Source organism: Thermostichus sp. MS-CIW-40 (assembly GCF_054058315.1).
Map to the genome: position 1 here is coordinate 1 of NZ_JBSSAC010000012.1, position 18,375 is coordinate 18,375.

16 protein-coding genes, 1 tRNA gene, 1 other RNA gene and 1 pseudogene are annotated in these 18,375 nt (G+C 57.6%); 10 read left to right on the forward strand and 9 right to left on the reverse strand.

Annotated features, from left to right (window positions below):
• Positions 1 to 625, reverse strand: a pseudogene (locus ACVWXF_RS05575) (RNA-guided endonuclease InsQ/TnpB family protein); the annotation flags it as partial.
• Positions 626 to 891: 266 nt separating this feature from the next.
• The gene (atpC, locus tag ACVWXF_RS05580; RefSeq protein ID WP_011433800.1) at positions 892 to 1,305 is read right to left on the reverse strand and encodes an ATP synthase F1 subunit epsilon; all 414 of its coding nucleotides are present in this window, start codon (positions 1,303 to 1,305) and stop codon (positions 892 to 894) included.
• 304 nt (positions 1,306 to 1,609) lie between these two features.
• Between atpC and ACVWXF_RS05585 the strand changes: the two genes are divergently transcribed.
• Positions 1,610 to 2,248 (forward strand): Crp/Fnr family transcriptional regulator, encoded by a 639-nt coding sequence (locus ACVWXF_RS05585; RefSeq protein ID WP_414342684.1) that lies wholly within the window; start codon positions 1,610 to 1,612, stop codon positions 2,246 to 2,248.
• 80 nt (positions 2,249 to 2,328) lie between these two features.
• Here the strand turns inward: ACVWXF_RS05585 and ssrA are convergent.
• Positions 2,329 to 2,730, reverse strand: a transfer-messenger RNA (tmRNA) gene (gene ssrA / locus ACVWXF_RS05590).
• A 100-nt stretch (positions 2,731 to 2,830) separates the two neighbouring features.
• Between ssrA and ACVWXF_RS05595 the strand changes: the two genes are divergently transcribed.
• Positions 2,831 to 2,902 (forward strand) — tRNA-Lys (locus ACVWXF_RS05595).
• A gap of 2 nt (positions 2,903 to 2,904) precedes the next feature.
• Here the strand turns inward: ACVWXF_RS05595 and gatC are convergent.
• From gatC to ACVWXF_RS05610, 3 genes are all read right to left on the reverse strand, one after another.
• On the reverse strand, positions 2,905 to 3,198 hold the full coding sequence (gene gatC / locus ACVWXF_RS05600; RefSeq protein WP_414350806.1) for an Asp-tRNA(Asn)/Glu-tRNA(Gln) amidotransferase subunit GatC: 294 nt from the start codon (positions 3,196 to 3,198) through the stop codon (positions 2,905 to 2,907).
• Between the two features lie 97 nt (positions 3,199 to 3,295).
• Positions 3,296 to 3,817 (reverse strand): photosystem I assembly protein Ycf3, encoded by a 522-nt coding sequence (locus tag ACVWXF_RS05605; RefSeq protein ID WP_414350803.1) that lies wholly within the window; start codon positions 3,815 to 3,817, stop codon positions 3,296 to 3,298.
• 496 nt (positions 3,818 to 4,313) lie between these two features.
• The gene (locus tag ACVWXF_RS05610) at positions 4,314 to 4,598 is read right to left on the reverse strand and encodes a chlororespiratory reduction protein 7 (RefSeq protein ID WP_414399900.1); all 285 of its coding nucleotides are present in this window, start codon (positions 4,596 to 4,598) and stop codon (positions 4,314 to 4,316) included.
• A gap of 123 nt (positions 4,599 to 4,721) precedes the next feature.
• On the opposite strand from ACVWXF_RS05610, the gene trpS reads away from it, so the two are divergent.
• Positions 4,722 to 5,717, forward strand: coding sequence for a tryptophan--tRNA ligase (gene trpS / locus ACVWXF_RS05615; protein WP_414423812.1), 996 nt, complete (start codon positions 4,722 to 4,724; stop codon positions 5,715 to 5,717).
• A gap of 22 nt (positions 5,718 to 5,739) precedes the next feature.
• Here the strand turns inward: trpS and ACVWXF_RS05620 are convergent, their stop codons facing one another.
• A complete protein-coding gene (locus ACVWXF_RS05620) occupies positions 5,740 to 6,756 on the reverse strand; it encodes a DMT family transporter (RefSeq protein WP_457473874.1) in 1,017 nt (338 codons plus the stop codon).
• 77 nt (positions 6,757 to 6,833) lie between these two features.
• Here ACVWXF_RS05620 and truB point away from each other — a divergent pair, with 77 nt between their 5' ends.
• Both truB and apcB read left to right on the forward strand, forming a co-directional pair.
• Positions 6,834 to 7,751: a tRNA pseudouridine(55) synthase TruB gene (gene truB, locus ACVWXF_RS05625; protein WP_457473875.1), complete on the forward strand. Its 918-nt coding sequence runs from the start codon at positions 6,834 to 6,836 to the stop codon at positions 7,749 to 7,751.
• Positions 7,752 to 7,990: 239 nt separating this feature from the next.
• Positions 7,991 to 8,494, forward strand: a complete 504-nt coding sequence (gene apcB, locus ACVWXF_RS05630) for an allophycocyanin subunit beta (RefSeq protein WP_011433791.1) — start codon at positions 7,991 to 7,993, stop codon at positions 8,492 to 8,494.
• 10 nt (positions 8,495 to 8,504) lie between these two features.
• Here the strand turns inward: apcB and ACVWXF_RS05635 are convergent, their stop codons facing one another.
• Positions 8,505 to 9,269: a TIGR03943 family putative permease subunit gene (locus ACVWXF_RS05635; RefSeq protein ID WP_457473876.1), complete on the reverse strand. Its 765-nt coding sequence runs from the start codon at positions 9,267 to 9,269 to the stop codon at positions 8,505 to 8,507.
• Positions 9,270 to 9,741: 472 nt separating this feature from the next.
• Between ACVWXF_RS05635 and ACVWXF_RS05640 the strand changes: the two genes are divergently transcribed.
• Positions 9,742 to 10,533 (forward strand): ABC transporter permease, encoded by a 792-nt coding sequence (locus ACVWXF_RS05640; protein WP_011433789.1) that lies wholly within the window; start codon positions 9,742 to 9,744, stop codon positions 10,531 to 10,533.
• A gap of 91 nt (positions 10,534 to 10,624) precedes the next feature.
• Here ACVWXF_RS05640 and metH read toward each other — a convergent pair whose 3' ends face one another.
• Positions 10,625 to 14,299, reverse strand: a complete 3,675-nt coding sequence (metH, locus tag ACVWXF_RS05645; RefSeq protein ID WP_457473877.1) for a methionine synthase — start codon at positions 14,297 to 14,299, stop codon at positions 10,625 to 10,627.
• Positions 14,300 to 14,948: 649 nt separating this feature from the next.
• Here metH and rpoD point away from each other — a divergent pair.
• From rpoD to ACVWXF_RS05665, 4 genes are all read left to right on the forward strand, one after another.
• Positions 14,949 to 16,160, forward strand: coding sequence for an RNA polymerase sigma factor RpoD (rpoD, locus tag ACVWXF_RS05650; protein WP_414355746.1), 1,212 nt, complete (start codon positions 14,949 to 14,951; stop codon positions 16,158 to 16,160).
• A gap of 405 nt (positions 16,161 to 16,565) precedes the next feature.
• Positions 16,566 to 16,826: a hypothetical protein gene (locus ACVWXF_RS05655; protein WP_457388160.1), complete on the forward strand. Its 261-nt coding sequence runs from the start codon at positions 16,566 to 16,568 to the stop codon at positions 16,824 to 16,826.
• Positions 16,823 to 17,608: an adenosylcobinamide-GDP ribazoletransferase gene (locus ACVWXF_RS05660; RefSeq protein WP_238376764.1), complete on the forward strand. Its 786-nt coding sequence runs from the start codon at positions 16,823 to 16,825 to the stop codon at positions 17,606 to 17,608. Before ACVWXF_RS05655 ends, ACVWXF_RS05660 begins: the two co-directional genes overlap by 4 nt.
• Positions 17,609 to 17,910: 302 nt before the next feature.
• Positions 17,911 to 18,369: a molybdenum cofactor biosynthesis protein MoaE gene (locus ACVWXF_RS05665; protein WP_041436693.1), complete on the forward strand. Its 459-nt coding sequence runs from the start codon at positions 17,911 to 17,913 to the stop codon at positions 18,367 to 18,369.
• Positions 18,370 to 18,375: the final 6 nt, after the last annotated feature.

Genomic DNA, 18,375 nt, shown 5'->3' on the forward strand with positions numbered 1-18,375 from the left:
GTCCCACGTCGATCCCTGTAGTGTTTTCCAGCGTTGCAGACTCAGGAGTAAACTCAGGGACGGACGAATCTTGCAGGCTCAAGGTCACATACCACTCGTCTGCCTTGCGGCTGATGGTAGCCGCCTTAATCACAAAGCCCTCAGGCAAAGGACGGTGCTGAATTATGCGAACAGCACCGATTTTGGGCAGATGGATAAACTGCCCGCAAATGCAGTCCTGTTGCATCGGGGGGAAAGTGAAGGAGCGATACCGCCCAGCTCCCTTGAATCTGGGTTTCCCTGCCCGCTTGCCGTTACCGTCCCCCTTCAGCCAGCGGTCGAATGCTTTGTGCACTCGCTCTATGCAGTTCTGGAGGACTTGCGAATGGACTGCTCTGTACTGCGGAAACAGGGCTTTCGTCTTCACCAAGTCCCGTTTTTGGGAGTAGAAATCGGGCTTGTCTTTCAGCTCAGGCAAGTGACAGATTAAGGGACAAGCATTGATAGCACAGCGATTGTGTTCCCACCACGCAAAGCGCTCTGCCAAGCGGTAGTTGTACTGCTTGCGTAACAAGTCTAGCTATTGCTCCATTAGAGCAACTTGGCTAGAGGTAGGGCGTAAGCGATACTGGTAAGCAGTTCTCATGATGAGGGTATAAAATCCTGCTACGCCGGTCATAGCACCAGTAAGGACAAAGCATCGTGTCCTTGCCTTTTATCCCGACCCTCACCCTGGATAGTGGTGAGTGGATAGTGACCAGCCACTAGTCACTAACAGAAGGCGGGGCTTCCCGCCGGTCTAGCTAACAAAGCCAATCCCCAAAGATCGAAAATGGCCCCCTGGCTGCGCCTCAGCCCCTCCATCTCTCCTGCAGCTTGAGCTCCATCTGCAGATCCCGCGCCGGGACAGGGTCAGCTTCCAGTCTTGCTGCCCATCTCGGCAGCTTGGATCAAGGCCCTGGCTCGCTGTTGATCCAACTTGGCTTGCAAGCGCTCTTGCTTGTCGCTGCTGGTATTCAAAACTTTGCTTGCTTCGTCCAAGAGGGCCTGAGCCGCTGCCTTATCCACTTTTTCACCCCGCTCTGCTCGGTTGACCAGGACGGTTACCTCGTTATTTTCGACTTCTGCAAATCCGCCCATGACCGCAATGGCCAACCACTTTCCATCGGCTTTGACCCGCATAACGCCATTGCCGATAGCAGTTAAGAGGGGGGCGTGCCCAGTGAGAATGCCCAATTGGCCCGAAGTGGCAGGGAGGATCACTTCCTCGCTGGGGGCATCCCAAACCGTGCGGTCGGGGGTAATCACACGAACCATCAGCGTCACGACAGATCTCCTGAGGGCTTGAACACTTTCGCGTCGGCGGTGCGGAGCACCCTGGTTTCGATCCTAGCGGATTAGGATCCCTGCAGCTTTGCCGGGTTCCCCTTTTGTCTCTTCTCTCGAGGCAGCCACACTTAACCTGTGCATAACTTTGCCTTTACCTCAGGCTGGAAGGCAAGCGCTAAGGTGTTGTCGGGAACACTTATCTCATGCCCCAACCTCAGCATTGACGGCCAGCCCATTGCTGTTGGTTTGCAAGGGGGAGCCCAACGACTGGTGCGCCCAGTTTTCCTAGCGGAGCCAGCCTATGCCTGAAGCGATGCCTAGCCATTTTGCTGCCGGCCTGTCCACACGGGAGCGCCAACTGCTGGAAGACCTCTACCGCAGCCGCAGTTTATCCCCCTACACTCCCGGCCAGGTTATCCCTCTGTTTCCTGATGAATGGGTGATCGTCTGTCGGGGGGTGGTGCAGTTGACCACCCTCTATCCCAATGGTGGTGAGGCGCTGTTGGGGTTTGCCGGCCCTTCCATGCCCCTGGGATCCCCGCTGACGATGTTGGATCCCTACCAAGCCAAGGCTTTGACGGCAGTTGATGTGCTGCGGCTGCCGGCAGCAGAGGTGGAAGCCTCAGAGATCCTGAGTCAAGGGCTGCTCAAGCAGGTGGTGCGTCGGCTGCGCCAAACCGAAGCATTGCTCGCCTTGGCCGGACGGCGGCGGGTAGAGGATCGGCTGCGCCAGTTGCTCTCCCTTTTGGCTGTGGAGCTGGGATCCCCGGTTGCAACAGGGGTGCGCCTGCAAGTGCGCCTTACCCACCAGGACTTGGCCAATGCCATCGGCACTACCCGGGTCACCATTACCCGTCTCCTAAACCGCTTTCGCCAGCAGGGCTGGGTTGCGGTGGACAAAAACCGGCACCTTGTCATCAAACTCGCCCACGCTCCGTAAAACCTTTAGAAACTGAGCAGGATCTGCTCCTAGGGCATGGCTGAAAGCTGGCAGTTTTTGGCTCGTAGTTAACTGCTGGGAGATGGAGCTGACGGGAGTCGAACCCGTGTCCGAGATGGGTACTGAGGGATCACTCATTCACAGGTTTAGCCTCTTTGACCCTCGAGGCGGGGATCGCCGTTTGGATCCCAGCGATGGGAGTTCTCCGCCTAATCTTAGTCTCTCCCTCGACGGAGCCAGAGTAGAGAGCTGCACCCGTTGGGGTTGTGATCCGCCCACTTAACGGGGTCGTGAGCAGATCCTCGAGCTCAGAGTAAGTTTTCGGTTACTGAGCCTTAGGCAGCCAAAGCAGCCGCTTTACGAGCAAAGGGTACGACGTTGTTCGCACGTACTGTTTTGAGCCTGGTGGTAACGGGATAAGCTCAATCCCGACCTGCCTCATGAACCCATGTTCGCCACCCCGTCGAAACCGTTACAGCCCCAGGGTTGACTTGAGTCCAGCATAGCAAGATTTTTGGGGATACGGCCAGAACCTTTGCGAATGTGACAGAAGCTTTGCTAATATGACGAAGCTGCAAACTTGGGTCGGTAGCTCAGCGGTAGAGCACTCGGCTTTTAACCGATTGGCCCAGGGTTCGAATCCCTGCCGACCCATGTCAGTCTTCCCCTTCCAAAATGCGGGGCACCTTGAAGAACATGTCTGCCCGGTCAGGGGCGTTGGCCAGGATCCCTTCGATATCCGGGTAGGGCTCGACTTCATCGGGGCGGGTGGGCAGTTCCATGTCCAGGACGTGAAAGGTGGGCTCTACCCCCTCCGTGTCCAGCTCCTTCAGTTGCTCCACGTAGGCCAAGATGTCTGCTAGCTGCTCTGTGAACTGGATCTCTTCCTCCTCGGTCAGCTCCAGACGAGCCAAGTGAGCAACATGTTGGACTTCTTCCCGTTTCAGCATCCTCTCCTCCGGCTCCCAGATTATCGACTTGACTTAGCCCAGGGTAGCCGAGATCAACCGTTCGCGTTAACGGAACGGAGTCCTTCTGCAGGAAAGCTCAGTACACCTCCAGGTTGGCGCGCCCGGTGGTTTTCAGCCAGTTTTGGGCCTCGATGTAGTTGTTGGGGGCAATGCGAATGGCCCGAATCCAGTACTGGGCAGCCTCGTTGAACAGGGCCTCTGCTGTTTCCTCATCCCCGGCTTGCAGGCTCAGCTCGCCCTTGTGGTGCAGCAATACGGCAATGTTGTTCAGGGCAGAGCAAAGTCTTGGGTTTAACTCCAGAGCTTGGTGGTAGTGGTCGAGGGCTTTGTCAAGCTCGCCGTTGCTCTGGTAGATCAGGCCCATGTTGTAGAGAATGTAGCTGCGGTCTTCTTCCCCTTGCTCGAGGGCGAGGGCTTCTCTGTAGTTTTCTAGGGCCTCGGCGTATTCTCCTTCGCTCTGAGCGGCCATGCCATCCCGGTAGTAGGCAAAGGCTTTCTTTTCCTCGGAACTCACCCCTGGCAGCAGTTTCAGGATCAGATCGGCCATGACGGTGAAGGTCTTGTCAATGAAGTTGTCGTTCTTCATGCTGCGCGGCATGGCTGACCCCTTCTAAGTTTAGGACTAAGGATCTGATACATTTACGCTGAACACTGCTGAACATCACTGTTCAACTATGCAGCGATAGCATTCTGTTTGTTTCCATTCGCGTTAGCGGGACGGAGTCCAAACAGAATGGCAGTATCCCGCAAAGCTTTGAGTAGAATACCCAAAGCGCAGTTTCCGTGTCGTCTTACTACCAATTTTCTGCTTTGCTTTGGCTACCATGTTGGCAGACTCGAAAGTAAACAGAAAGATCAACTGGTAGTAATCCGTACTGAACATGTTATACATTATTTTCAGTATAGTTGAGCTTATTATTGACTAGAGTCATGCTCTACTCTTGCGTTGTATCACGCTCAAGGCGGGATCCGAAACACAACCCCGTACTGCCCGCCCCACCTCTGGTGAGGTTTTTGCTATGCCTGCGGGAGGGGAACTGCAACGCTGCTGCAACGAGGCTGCGAACGGCTTGGCCAAGGAACTTCCGAGCCTGTTAAGACCGTGTCGAGGAGCGCTTGCTCAGGCGCACAGGATGCCACTGCACGGTTTCGCCGGGGGAAACTTCGATCTCACAGGCGGTGTCGATCAGCCGCTGTGCCTGCGCTTGAGGGGTGGGATAGCGGGCCAGATCTGCATCCACCAGGTGGGGATGCTCCTGCAACAGCCGCACGAGAAACTCCTGCAATTCCTCAGGGCTGAGAAATTGCTCCGGCAAGCCCGGGATCAGCAGCACATAGTGGTTGGCAGCACGTAACAGTTCGGGTTCTGAGTCTAACATGGTGTGGGGTTGGGCGTCTTTTTTCCATCATGAACCAACGGGTTGCGCCTCTCTTGATATCCTGAAAAAGACTTTCCTTGCTCTTGTCCTCCGTCTTGTTGGCGTTTGAGATTTGCTTTCCCTATGGCCAAGCCGCGCACCCTCTCTGGCATTCAGCCCTCTGGCGAACTGCATTTGGGCAACTACTTGGGGGCAATTAAAAACTGGGTGGCCGAGCAGGAGCACTACGAGAACTTTTTTTGCATCGTCGATCAACACGCCATCACCGTCCCTCAGGATCCCAAGCTGCTGAGGGAGCGTACCCGTTCGCTGTTTGCCCTTTATTTGGCCTGCGGTCTCAGCCTGGAGCATTGTGTGCTGTTCGTCCAGTCCCACGTGCCTGCCCATACGGAGCTGGCCTGGCTGTTCAACACCATCACCCCCATGAACTGGGCGGAGCGCATGATCCAATACAAGGAGAAGAAAGAAAAACAGGGAGAGGAGACCAGCGTTGGCTTGTTCAGCTACCCGATTTTGCAGGCGGCAGATATTTTGCTCTACCAACCCAAGTATGTGCCGGTGGGGGAGGATCAGCGGCAGCATATTGAGCTGTGTCGGGACATCGCTCGCCGCTTCAATGACCGTTTTGGAGAGGTGTTTCTGATCCCGGAGGCCCTGATTCGTCCGGAGGGGGCGCGGGTGATGAGCTTAACCGACGGTACGCGGAAGATGTCCAAGTCGGATCCCTCGGATTTCAGCCGTATCCATCTGCTGGATGACCCAGATACCATCCGCAAGAAGATCCAAAAATGCAAGACCGACCCCATTCGGGGCATTACTTTTGACGATCCGGCTCGTCCCGAAGCCCACAATTTGTTGACGATTTACATGCTCACCTCCGGCAAAAGCAAGGAGGCGGTGGCGGCTGAGTGTGCCGAGATGGGGTGGGGACAGTTCAAGCCCCTCCTCGCCGACAGCATCATCGCTGCCCTGGAGCCCATTCAGCAGCGCTACCGGGAACTGTGGAGCAACCCCGACCACCTGCTCGTTCTGATTCGGGAGAATGCCGCTAAGGCCCGGGCCATCGCCGAGCAAACGCTAAAAACGGTGAGAGAGGCTATGGGGTTCTTACCCCCCTGAGGGATCCCTGCCCAAGCTTTGATCAGTCGGGGTTGCCATCGCGGATCTCGACGGTGCTGAAGGCGCTCACCAGCCAATCCAAACCCAGCTCCGAGAGGATCCCTTTCCAGCCCAGGCGCAGGCGCTCCTGCCATTCTTGCCGGTGGTTAATCAAGTACACACAGACCAGAGTGATGCCCACTCCCAGCCATTGCAGCCGCGTCAGCGATTCCCCCAGAAAGGTGCTGCCAAACAGCAGGGCAAAGATGGGAGTGAGGAAGGTCAGGGAGCTGAACTCGGTGAGGTTTTCCTGGGAGGCGAAATAGAAGAAGAGGGCATAGGCCAAGGCGCTCCCCATCACCGAAGCGTAGAGAAGGCCCAGCCAGTGGGTTCCGCTCAGGTGTTGCCATTGCTGAGTCTCCGTCAGTCCCGACAGCAGGATCAAGGGCAGGCTGCCCAACACCATGTGCCAGCCCGTCGCCAGCACCGGATCCGCCACCTCCGCCACCTTGGGCATCATCACGGTGCCGATGGCCATCGACAGGGAGGCCATCAACATCCAAACGACGCCGGCCCCCAACTGCAGGGATCCCCCACCGGATAGGCCGATGAGGCCAATGCCGAAAACTCCCAGCCCCAGGCTCAGCCAGCCTAGGGATCCCATCCGCTCGCGGTAAAACCAGGTGGCCATCAAAGCCACCGCCAGCGGCTGCGAGTCAATGAGCACGGATCCCAGGCCCGCCCCTGTCTCTTTCAGCCCTTGGGCCAAAAATCCCTGAAAACATGTGCCATCCACCAGCGCAAACGCCAACACCCATAGCCAGCCGCGCAGCCCTCTGGGATGCCAGGCGTGAGAGGCCGCAGAACCCCGCCCCTGCCAGAGCCGAAAGGCCAGAACCAGGATCCCTGCTGGCAACAACCGCAGAATGGCAATAAAGAGGGGGGTGGTCTCGGAGAGGGCGTCTCGCATCACCACCATCGCCGAGCCCCACAGGAAAAAGGGGGCAATCATCAGGAGGCGTTGCCAGATAGGCTGAGAGGACAGGTCAGACTGAGCCATAGGTGCTTCAAACTTGGAGACGGAAGTTAACCCCATGTTAAGCGCTGGGGCAGCTCAGTTACAAATCTTAACTGTTGATGCATATTATGCCTGGCATGGGATCCCTGGAGGGCTTTCTCAACCTGGACAAACCGGTGGGGCTCACCTCCCACGACTGTGTGGCGGCGGTGCGGCAGGTCTTGCGCACCCGCAAGGTGGGGCATGGGGGTACTCTGGATCCGGCAGCAACGGGGGTTTTGCCGATTGCGGTGGGACGGGCAACACGCTTTTTGTCGTTTTTGTCGGGGGATAAGGTGTATCAAGCAACCTTCCGATTGGGACAGCGTAGCGACACCGACGATGCTGAAGGGCAGATCCGGTTGGGATCCCCTTGTCCTGGGTTGAGTCGCGAGCAGGTGGAGCAGTGTTTGCGGGAGTTTACCGGCGAGATCTGGCAGGTACCGCCCCTCTACAGCGCCCTTAAGCGCCAGGGGAAAAAGCTCTACCAGTTGGCCCGGGCCGGCGTAGAGGCTGCAGAACTCCAGTTGGAGCCGCGGCGGGTGGTTATTCAGCAACTGCGGGTCCTGGGCTGGCGAGCCGGAGACTTTCCGGAAGTGGATCTAGAAATTGCCTGTGGCCCCGGCACTTATATCCGTGCCCTTGCCCGCGATGTGGGGGAAAAATTGGGCTGTGGAGGGCTGATGAGCCGGCTGCGACGGCTGCAAAGTGGCCCCTTTCGCATTGCAGAAAGCCTGCCCCTGGAGAAATGGCAGGGATCCGCGGATCCCGCTGCTGCCCTGCTGCCCATCGAGTGGGGATTTGCCGATTGGGGTGCGGTACAGCTCTCTTCCGCCGAAGCGAAGCAGTGGCTGCAGGGTCGGGCCATTCTCCTCGACCGGCCTGTTGTCGATGCCCCTACTTTGCGGGTGCTGGACGAGGCGGGCAAGTTTTTGGGCTTGGGGTATGGTCAGGCAGGCCAGCTCAAGCCGCTGCGGGTGTTGCCGCCGGATCCCTAGAGTGTTGCAGAAAGGTTACATTTTTGTAACAACATTGGCCATTGTCTCAGAGGGAAGTGGGAAAGAAACCCCTGCATGCTAAACTTCTGAGGGCGAAGGGGAGCCTGAAGCGTCGCCGTTGCCGGGCTCTGGCTCGATTTTCCAAGGTTGACCTTTGGATGTTGTCCGGCAAAATCTCTTCTCATTTTTTCATCTCAAGCTACTTTACAAAATAAAGTCACAAGAATGGAGCTGGGGATATGCGGGATGCCGTAACCACACTGATCAAAACCTACGACCTGACGGGCCGCTACTTGGATCGGGAGGCAATGGATGCGCTCAAGGCTTTTTATGACTCGGGGCTGCGGCGCATCAAGGCCGTAAACGTGATCAATCTCAACTCGGTGGATATCGTCAAAACGGCTGCTGCGGCCATGTTCGCCCAGGTGCCAGATCTCATTCGTCCGGGAGGCAACGCCTACACCACCCGCCGCTATGCCACCTGTTTGCGGGATATGGACTACTTCTTGCGCTACGCTTCCTACGCGCTGGTGGCTGCCGACAACAGCATTTTGGATGAGCGAGTCTTGGCCGGCTTACGGGAGACCTACAACTCCCTCGGCGTGCCCATCGCCCCGACGGTGATTGGGATCCAAAACATGAAAACCCGCACCCTGGAGCTGCTTGGCTCCGGCGAAGACTATAGCTTTGTGGCCGAGCCCTTCGATTACCTGAGCGCCAAGCTGAGCGAAACCGATATCTGAGCGCCTACTCTCACTCGTCGGCGTAGGGATTGGCCGGCACCGGTATCGGCTCCAGCCGCTCGGCAACGATCACCAACTGAGATAATCCATCCCGCTGCTCCACAGCCATGCGCCCCTCCAGACGCAGCCAACTGTCGGCAGTTAACTGTTCTGCCTCTGGCCAGCGCACCGGCAAGCCCACGGGGTAAGCATCGGCAGCACAGCAGCTAACCAAAAACCGGGCAATAACAAAGTGGTCGGGTCGCTCGTCGGGAATGACGAACCCCTGCACCCGCACCGGCTGGTTCTCATAGGTGTAGGGATCCGGGTAGACATCCAAGGTGCGCACCCAGTCCAGCAGAGTTCGCTGACGCGGGTCGAGCTTGGGGCGAAAAGCCTGCGGCTGGCTACGAGATACCCCCAGATAGGGAGATACCCCTCGGTTGAGGGCAGTTTGGCTGGAGAGTGGTCGTGGCTCGACCCAAAACCCCAGCAGGGCCGTCAGGATCAACAGTCCTGCGCCCAGCCGCGGCCCCAATAGTGAGGCATGGACTTCAGAAGAGGCAACTTTGGCTCCTCGCCAACGGCCAATCCCCAAGCCCAACAGACACAGCCCGGCCAACAGCGCCACATTCACGTAGCCGGGATTGATCAACATCAGCAGGGTGCCCCGCCAGCGATAGACGATCAGCAGGATCCCTAGCAACATCAACCCAACCGCCTCCCAGTAGGCTGTATTGCCCCACCGCAACGGTTTGGACTCCGTCCAGCTGACGCGACCGACAGGCCGAGACATACCCTTGGTTTTCGCGTGCGGTTCCTCTGGATTTTGTTTTTCTCGAAGACGACCAGAACTGCTTTTGGGCATGGGTTGCAGCTTTTTCACACCACTCCGAGCCTAAGTTTAGCAATCCTCGCGGAAGTGCCCACTGCCGGCGTTGGGGAATGCCTGTGCTGCCAATTTCCCAGTCACAGGTATCGGGTTGCCCGAATAAGGCAAGGACTCCGTCCCCCTAACGCGAACAGCAAAACATTTCGTTTGGCTCACGTTCTTTGATTGCCGTCTTTACAGCTTCAGGGATCCCATCATCAATTCAACAAATCCAGCCACAGATAACCTCACATTGATATCCCATTGATAACGGACTTTGGCGTGATGGACAGGGTTGCAGGCTGATGTATAAAGCCTAGGGAGTTGCTGCAATTTTGGCGGTCTGCTCTACAGTGGGATAGAGACAACCGAGATACCACACACGAATGTTGGCCGAATGTTGGCAAGGATACCCACCTGGCTGCGGGGAGTCAGCTATGCCATTTATGGCTTTCTCTACCTGCCAATTCTGCTGATCGCCGTCTACTCCTTTAACCGAGCCCGCTTTGGCCTGGCGTGGACAGGTTTTACCTTCGATTGGTACCTTTCCCTGTTTCAGAATGCCCTGGTCTGGCAGGCCACGCAAAATACCCTCGTCCTGGCGTTGGTCAGCACGCTGGTCAGCACGCTGCTGGGATCCCTGCTGGGCTATGGGCTGTATCGCTATCGCTTCCCCGGTAAAAAGATCCTGCAGGGGCTGATGCTGTTGCCGGTGATCGTCCCCGATATTGTGATGGCCATCGCGCTGCTGCTGTTCTACCAGTTTGTGCGCTTTTACACGGGCCTCTTTGAGCTGGGCTTGGGGACGATGATCTTGGCCCACATTACGTTTCAGATTGCTTTTGTGGCTATTGTGGTGCGCAGCCGTCTCCAACTTTTGGATCCCGCCCTGGAAGAAGCAGCCTATGACCTCTATGCAAACACCTGGCAAAAGCTACGCTATGTCACCTTGCCCTTGGCCATGCCAGGGATCCAAGCTGCCGCTTTGCTGGCTTTTACCCTTTCGATAGATGATTTTGTCATCTCCTTTTTTACCAGTGGGCCGGAGAGCCTGACCTTGCCAATTTTGATCTACAGCACGGCGCGACGAGGAGTTACCCCGGAAATCAATGCCCTCTCCACCTTGATCATTCTGGTTACCTTGATCTTGGTCGTGGGCTTCCCCCTGCGGAGTGCTCCGCACCGCTGACGCGAACAGCCGCTCCCGCCTGGGATCCCGCTAGCCGTTCTCGACAGTTCCCCCTCTCCCCCTGAGAGAGGTTGGAGATGAGGGCCTAAGCCTAAGTGTTGAAGTAGCGGGCTGCCGGATGGTAAGCAACGATGGCGGTGGTGGACTGTTCCGGATCCAATTGATCGCTTTCGTCCATGGTGAGGCCAATGCGCTCGGCCTGGAGCAGCTCCAGCAGAATCCGTTGGTCGGCAATGTTGGGGCAGGCCGGATAGCCGAAGCTATAGCGGGATCCCCGATAGCCCTGGTGCAGGATCTTGCGGATGTCGGGGCTATCTTCGTGGCCGAACCCCAGCTCCCGCCGGATGCGGGCATGGCACCACTCCGCCAGGGCTTCCGCCAGGGTCACAGCCAGGCCGTGGAAATACAGGTAGTCGGTGTACTGGCCTTCGGCAAACAGGCGCTGGGCATAGGCGGTGGCTTCTGCCCCTACCGTGACCGCCTGCATGGGGAAAACATCCACCAATCCTGTGGAGCGAGCGGCGAAGAAGTCGGCGATACAGTAGCGGTGGCCGGTTTTTTGGCGGGGGAAGGTGAAGCGGGCCAATTCCCGCACCCCTGGAGAGAGTTGCGGGCGCTCCACCGTGGGCAGTTGGAAATAGGTGGTGGAGCCTGGCTCCAGGGAAAACAGCTCGGGGAAGCTGGCCGGGTCGAAGAGGATCAAAGTGTTCCCCTCTGCCTGGGCCGGGAAATAGCCGTAGACAATCTGGGGGTGCAGCAGATCTTCTGCCAGGATCCGCTCTTTCCAGCGCTCGATCACCGGCTCCACCTGGGTGGCGATAAACTCGGCAAACTCCTCCGCCGACTGGTCGCGGGGCTTGCGAATCTGCCACTGGCCGGCTACCAGGGCCTGCTTGTCGATGTAGAAGAAGACCTCTGGCCAGGGGATCTGATCCGAGGCGAGAAGTTTGGATCCCCAGAAAGGCGGGATGGGTCGCTCGGTCTCCAGGGCAACGGCTTCAGAGCGGCGGGTGTCTTGGGACTCGGAGAGGGTGAGGGCGGGAGCAGCTCCCACGGTGGTCTCCGCAGGGGGCAGGCTGGGATCCGTTTCCTCTGGAACCCAAGAAGCCTCTTTCTGGCCATTGGCAGAGGGGGATCCCTGCTCCAAGTCATCCAGAAAACCCAGCCGGTCGTCCCAGCATCCGGCAGCTTTGGCCTGCATCAGCCGATCCATAAAGTGGAGATCGACGAAGGCGTCGCGGCCATAGATCACCTGGCCTTTGTAGGTCTGGCGGCAGTCTTCTTCCACAAAGCGGCGGGTGAGGGCCGCCCCTCCTAGGATGACCGGCACGGTGATGCCCCGCTCGTTAAACACCTCCAAATTCTCCTTCATAAAGGCCGTGGATTTTACCAACAGGCCGCTCATGGCAATGCAGTCGGCCTTGCTCTTTTCATAGGCTTCGATGATGTTTTCCACCGGCTGCTTGATGCCCAGGTTGATGACTTTGTAGCCGTTGTTGGTGAGGATGATGTCCACCAAGTTTTTGCCAATATCGTGGACATCTCCCTTGACGGTGGCAATCAAAAGAGTGCCTTTGCACACTTCCCCTCCTACCTTTTCCATGAAGGGCTCCAGGTATTTCACCGCCGCTTTCATGGTTTCTGCCGACTGCAGCACAAAGGGCAGTTGCATTTTGCCAGCGCCGAAGAGCTCCCCCACCTCCTTCATGCCGTCCAGCAAAAAGGTGTTGATGATCTCCAGGGGAGGATATTTCTGCAGTGCCTCCGCCAGGGTCTCCTCCAGGCCAATCCGCTCCCCGTCAATGATGTGCCGCCGCAGCCGCTCCTCCAGGGGTAAATCTGCAAAAGATCCGCCAGAGCGCAGTTCCTTCCCGGAAACGCCCGCAAACAGCTCCGTCAGCCGCGCCAGAGGATCGTAGGTGCAAATGCCCGAGGACTCCGTCCCGCTAACGCGAACGGCGTTAAACTGCCGCCGATCCCAGATCAGATCCCGACACACCTGCTGCTGCTCTGCGGGGATCTTGTTCAGGGGCAGGATCTTGGCGGCACTGACGATAGCGGCATCCAGGCCGGCCTCGCGGCACTCGTGCAAAAACACCGAGTTCAACACCACGCGGGCTGCCGGCGAGAGCCCAAAGGAGATGTTGGAAATGCCCAAGAGAATGTGGGTCTCCGGGAAAGCCTGGCGGATGCGGCGGATGGCCTCCAGGGTGGCTGCCCCGTTGGCCCGGTCTTCCTCGATGCCGGTGGAAATGGGCAAGGCCAAAGGGTCAAAGAAAATCTCGTAGGGCGGGATCCCGTACTCAACCGCCTGGCGATAGGCCCGCTCGGCAATCTGGAACTTCTTGTCGGCGGTGCGGGCCATGCCCTCTTCGTCGATGGTGCCGATGACCACCCCGGCGCCGTAGGTTTTGGCCAGCTCCAGCACCTTTAGGAAACGTTCTTCCCCATCCTCGTAGTTGGTGGAGTTGAGCAGACATTTGCCTCCCGCCACCTTGAGGCCCGCCTCCATCTTTTGCCAATCGGTGGAGTCCAGCATCAGGGGGATTTGGATTTGGGTGACCAGCCGGGACACCAGCTCCCGCATATCCCGCACCCCATCCCGGCCCACATAGTCCACGTTGACATCCAACACATGGGATCCCTCCCGCACCTGCTCGCGGGCCAGGGCCACCAGGCCATCCCAGTCTTCGGCATTAAGCAGCTCCCGCATCTTTTTGGAGCCGCTGGCATTCAGCCGCTCGCCGATGATCAAAAAAGAGTTCTCCTGCAGGTAGGGCTGAGGGGCATAAATCGAGGCAGCAGCCTGGATCCGTTCGATGCTACGACGTTTGGGCCGCAACCCCTGCACGGCTTCCACCAAGGCGGCGATGTGCTCCGGACGGGTGCCACAGCAGCCTCCCACCACTGCCACCCCCAGATCCCGCACAAAGTGCTCCAGGTGGAAGCGCAACTGCTCCGGCGTGAGCTTGTAGTGGGCTTTGCCGCCGATGTTTTCCGGCAGGCCGGCGTTGGGAATGCAGGAGATGGGAAAGGGGGAATGCCGAGAGAGGTAGCGGATGTGGTCCACCATTTTGTCGGGGCCGGTGGCGCAGTTGAGGCCCAGCACATCGATGGGATAGGGCTCCAGGATGGCCAGGGCCGCCCCGATCTCCGTGCCCACCAGCATTGTCCCCTGCACCTCAAAGGTCAGGGACACCACCACCGGCAGGCGGATCCCGCGTCGGGCAAACTCCTGCTGCACGGCCACCAGGGCCGCCTTGGTCTGCAAAATGTCCTGACAGGTCTCGATGATGAGCAGATCCACCCCGCCGTCGATCAACCCCCGCACCTGCTCGGCAAAGCTGGAGCGCATGTCGTCAAAGCTGATGTGCCCCAGGGTGGGCAGCTTGGTGGTGGGGCCGATGGAGCCGGCCACGAAACGGGGCTTTTCCGGCGTCGAAAACTCGGCTGCTACCCGCTTGGCCAAACGGGCTGCTGCCACGTTCAGCTCGTAGGCTTTTTCCGGGATCCCATATTCGGCCAAAACAATGGAGGTAGCCCCAAAGGTATTGGTCTCAACAACGTCTGCCCCCACCTCCAGAAAGCCCCGGTGCACCTGTTCCACCGCCTCCGGCTTGGTCAGCACCAGCATCTCATTGCAGCCCTCCAGCTCCGGCCCACCAAAATCCGCTGCCGTCAGGTTCTGGGCCTGGAGGGAGGATCCCATCGCCCCATCAAAGACAATCACACGTTCCTGGAGACAGTGCAGGAAGGGATGGGTCATAGAAGTCAAAGACAGGCAGGGTGTCATCGACCTAGAGTCTGATTTAAGTTAGCATCGAGCCATTTGCTCGGACTAGGCCGAAGGATGGATCCCTGGCCAGGGCTTCCATTCTGGCCATTGTTGAGGCGAATTTAACATTTTCTTTTCCTGCCCCGTTGCTGTTTCCCCCAGGTCGGGCTAATTTAGGGAAGACGTTTTGGTGTGAACGGCTACAGTTGCTCGCAAGTGTTCCTCCCAGGGTCACTTGCCGCCTGCTGTAGAGCGATCTTCTCCTCGCGGGTTGGAGTGGTTGAGGTGCTGAATGTTCCGCCCCCCCAGTGAAGTGCCTCCCACCCCGTCGCAGGATTGGCGAAGAGAAAGATCCACCTCTCGCCATCTTGAGAGGTTCCGCCCACCAAGATGACGGGTCTTGCGCCAGTTCAGTTGAGCCCCATGAGCGATATCTGCTTCCAGATTGACCCGAGCAATCGGTTATCCAGAAGCGGGCAGGCTTGCCTAGGGCAACTCAGGCTTTGGCTTGCGGATATCGGCTCCCTCACTCTGGCATTGTGGGATGCAGCAGGGCTGCAACTTGCTCCTCTCCCTTTGGCGTCTAAGCTCCCTTAGTCACCTTACATTTGTCTGTGATTAGGATCACGAGGAACTCAGCATGGCTCAAGCAAAGGAATTGGTGAAATCTGGTCAAACAGCTCTTCTCGAATCGGATCTGGAAAATCCACCTTCCAGCGCCCTGGAGTTGGACACCGAGACAGATACCCTCGAGAGCGAACTGGATACCGGTGACACTGATGCTTTTGATGAGGATGACGACGACGAAGAGGCAGCAGAGGAGGATGGAGAGACTGCCGCCGCCGGTGCCAAAGGTCGCTCAAAGCGCAAGGCGGCCAGTAAGAAAAAGCCCTACACCGATGACTCTATCCGGGTCTATTTGCAAGAAATTGGGCGTATCCGGCTGCTGCGGGCCGATGAAGAAATCGAGTTGGCCCGAAAAATTGCCGATCTGCTGGAGCTAGAGCGCGCTCGCGAGGCCGTTTTTCAGCGCATGGGCCTCTGGTCAGACCCAGAAGAGGTGCCGGACACCCTCTGGGCAGAGGAGGTCAAGATGTCCTTGCCGGAATTTCGGCGGCGGTTGCATCGGGGGCGGCGGGCCAAAGAAAAGATGGTGCAGTCTAATCTGCGTTTGGTGGTGTCCATCGCCAAAAAGTACATGAACCGGGGCCTGTCTTTTCAGGATTTGATTCAGGAGGGATCCCTGGGCCTGATTCGGGCAGCCGAGAAATTCGACCACGAGAAGGGCTACAAGTTCTCCACCTATGCGACGTGGTGGATTCGACAGGCCATCACCCGCGCCATTGCCGACCAATCCCGCACCATTCGCCTGCCTGTCCACCTCTACGAGACGATCTCCCGCATCAAAAAGGTAACCAAGTTGCTTTCCCAGGAATTGGGCCGCAAGCCCACCGAAGAGGAGATCGCCACCCGCATGGAGATCACCATCGAGAAGTTGCGCTTTATCGCCAAGTCGGCCCAGCTTCCCATCTCTTTGGAAACCCCCATCGGCAAGGAAGAGGATTCTCGGCTGGGAGACTTTATCGAGTCGGATGGGGAGACGCCGGAGGATCGGGTGGCCAAAGTCTTGCTCAGAGAAGATCTGGAAAGCGTTTTGGAAACCCTCACCGCCCGCGAACGGGATGTGTTGAAGTTGCGCTACGGCTTGGATGATGGCCGCATGAAAACTCTGGAGGAAATCGGCCAGATCTTTAATGTCACCCGTGAGCGAATCCGCCAGATCGAGGCTAAGGCTCTGCGCAAGTTGCGCCACCCCAACCGCAACAGCGTGTTGAAGGAATACATCCGGTGACTCTGGGGCCCATTCCTTCTAGCTCTCAGGGAGAGCCGGGGCAAGGGATCCAAGAGAGTTCCCGGCCCCCTAAGGCAGACTGAGTTGGAACTGCCAACCCGCGCGATGGAGCATGACTCTAGTCAATAATAAGCTCAACTATACTGAAAATAATGTATAATATGTTCAGTACGGATTACTACCAGTTGATCTTTCTGTTTACTTTCGAGTCTGCCAACATGGTAGCCAAAGCAAAGCAGAAAATTGGTAGTAAGACGACACGGAAACTGCGCTTTGGGTATTCTACTCAAAGCTTTGCGGGATACCGCCATTCTGTTTGGACTCCGTCCCGCTAACGCGAATGGAAACAAACAGAATGCTATCGCTGCATAGTTGAACAGTGATGTTCAGCAGTGTTCAGCGTAAATGTATCAGGATCTTCAGCATGAACTCGAACCAGACTCCGCGGATCCCAGTCTTTCTGAAAAAGCAGCCCTCTTTCTGGTGTTGGCCGCGGTGGGCGCCATCGGAGCTTTGGTGGCCAAGCTCACCATTGTCAAGCTCACCATTGTGGTGGGGCGCACCGTTCGCAAGGATTCCTATTTTCTCTCCCAGAGGGCTGGATTGGCGGATCCCTTTACACAGACTCAAGGACTGAGCGATTGCGGCGCTTCTGGGCAGCCTTGACTTTCTACACGGCCCTGCCTCTGGGGTGGGTCGGAGACTTGCCGTTTGAGGGCATTGCCGCCTGGCTGCCAGGGGTAGGTGTGTTGCTGGGCGGGATCCTCTCCCTGGCTGGGATCCTGCTGCAGATTTTCCCCAATCCGGTGCGGGCCGCTTTGCTCTTGGCCCTGTGGGTTCTCTTGACCGGTGGGCTGCACCTGGACGGGGTGGCCGATACTGCCGATGGCTTGGCGATCAATGTCCACAAGAATCCTTACAAAGGGGATCCGGAACGGTCAACTGAGGATGGGCAAAAATCTGACTTGCAGGGATCCCGTCGCCGTCTGCAGGTGATGAGCGATAGCCACACCGGGGCCTATGGGGTACTGGCCTTGGTGCTGCTGCTGCTGCTGAAATTTGCTGCCCTGAGCAGCGTTCGAGCTTGGCCCCTCTTGCTGCTGGTGCCCGCCTGGGGGCGTTGGGGCCAGTTGCTCGCCATTGCCCTGTACCCCTATCTGCGAGAGCAGGGATCCGCCCGCTTCCTCAAAGACTCCACTTCCCTGCCGGGATCCCTGTGGCCGGGCACTCTGCTTGTGCTGGCCATCACCGGGGGGTTGGGCTGGGCTGGGATCTTGGCTTGGCCCCCTTTGCTGCTCTGGACGCTGGGATCCGCTCTGGGGGCTTGGGCCGTGGGCTATTGGATCTACCGCCAGTTGGGAGGGCACACGGGGGACACCTACGGGGCTACGGTGGAATGGTCAGAAGCGATAGCATTGCTGTGGGGATCCCTTATTGGGCCATCATGAATCTGATACATTTACGCTGAACACTGCTGAACATCACTGTTCAACTATGCAGCGATAGCATTCTGTTTGTTTCCATTCGCGTTAGCGGGACGGAGTCCAAACAGAATGGCGGTATCCCGCAAAGCTTTGAGTAGAATACCCAAAGCGCAGTTTCCGTGTCGTCTTACTACCAATTTTCTGCTTTGCTTTGGCTACCATGTTGGCAGACTCGAAAGTAAACAGAAAGATCAACTGGTAGTAATCCGTACTGAACATATTATACATTATTTTCAGTATAGTTAAGCTTATTATTGACTAGAGTCATGCTCCTGACCGTCCTGAAGACTTCCTTCCAGATTACCCTGGCTCCCCTGTCCATCGACCGTGTCCACCAAGAGGCCTACCATCCGGGCAATGGGGCCGTGGTGGTGATGAGCGGCACTGTTCGAGACAACACCAATGGCCGCCCTGTCGATTACCTGGAATACCAAGCCTATGAGCCCATGGCCCTGAAGGTCTTCGCCGATATTGCCCGACAAATTCAGCAGCGCTGGCCAGATGCCAACAGTGTGGTCATCCACCACCGCATCGGCAAGTTGCGCATTGGCGAGATCAGCGTCTTGGTGGCGGTAGGCACCCCCCATAGGGCCGAAGGGTTTGCCGCCTGCCAATTTGCCATCGACACCCTCAAGCACAACGCCCCCATCTGGAAAAAAGAATACTGGCGAGATGGCACCAGCGCCTGGGTGAGCCTTGGCGCTTGCGAGCTCTCTTCGGCATAGATCCCC

What these genes read in the sequence shown, in the direction of transcription:
- gatC (WP_414350806.1), bottom strand. Translation starts at nt 3,198, where the DNA reads ATGCTGAAACGGGAAGAAGTCCAACATGTTGCTCACTTGGCTCGTCTG.
- ACVWXF_RS05610 (WP_414399900.1), bottom strand. Translation starts at nt 4,598, where the DNA reads ATGTTAGACTCAGAACCCGAACTGTTACGTGCTGCCAACCACTATGTG.
- metH (WP_457473877.1), bottom strand. Translation starts at nt 14,299, where the DNA reads ATGACCCATCCCTTCCTGCACTGTCTCCAGGAACGTGTGATTGTCTTT.
- ACVWXF_RS05620 (WP_457473874.1), bottom strand. Translation starts at nt 6,756, where the DNA reads ATGGCTCAGTCTGACCTGTCCTCTCAGCCTATCTGGCAACGCCTCCTG.
- ACVWXF_RS05585 (WP_414342684.1), top strand. Translation starts at nt 1,610, where the DNA reads ATGCCTGAAGCGATGCCTAGCCATTTTGCTGCCGGCCTGTCCACACGG.
- trpS (WP_414423812.1), top strand. Translation starts at nt 4,722, where the DNA reads ATGGCCAAGCCGCGCACCCTCTCTGGCATTCAGCCCTCTGGCGAACTG.
- ACVWXF_RS05640 (WP_011433789.1), top strand. Translation starts at nt 9,742, where the DNA reads ATGTTGGCAAGGATACCCACCTGGCTGCGGGGAGTCAGCTATGCCATT.
- rpoD (WP_414355746.1), top strand. Translation starts at nt 14,949, where the DNA reads ATGGCTCAAGCAAAGGAATTGGTGAAATCTGGTCAAACAGCTCTTCTC.
- apcB (WP_011433791.1), top strand. Translation starts at nt 7,991, where the DNA reads ATGCGGGATGCCGTAACCACACTGATCAAAACCTACGACCTGACGGGC.
- ACVWXF_RS05665 (WP_041436693.1), top strand. Translation starts at nt 17,911, where the DNA reads ATGCTCCTGACCGTCCTGAAGACTTCCTTCCAGATTACCCTGGCTCCC.
- truB (WP_457473875.1), top strand. Translation starts at nt 6,834, where the DNA reads ATGCATATTATGCCTGGCATGGGATCCCTGGAGGGCTTTCTCAACCTG.
- ACVWXF_RS05605 (WP_414350803.1), bottom strand. Translation starts at nt 3,817, where the DNA reads ATGCCGCGCAGCATGAAGAACGACAACTTCATTGACAAGACCTTCACC.
- ACVWXF_RS05635 (WP_457473876.1), bottom strand. Translation starts at nt 9,269, where the DNA reads ATGTCTCGGCCTGTCGGTCGCGTCAGCTGGACGGAGTCCAAACCGTTG.
- ACVWXF_RS05655 (WP_457388160.1), top strand. Translation starts at nt 16,566, where the DNA reads ATGTATCAGGATCTTCAGCATGAACTCGAACCAGACTCCGCGGATCCC.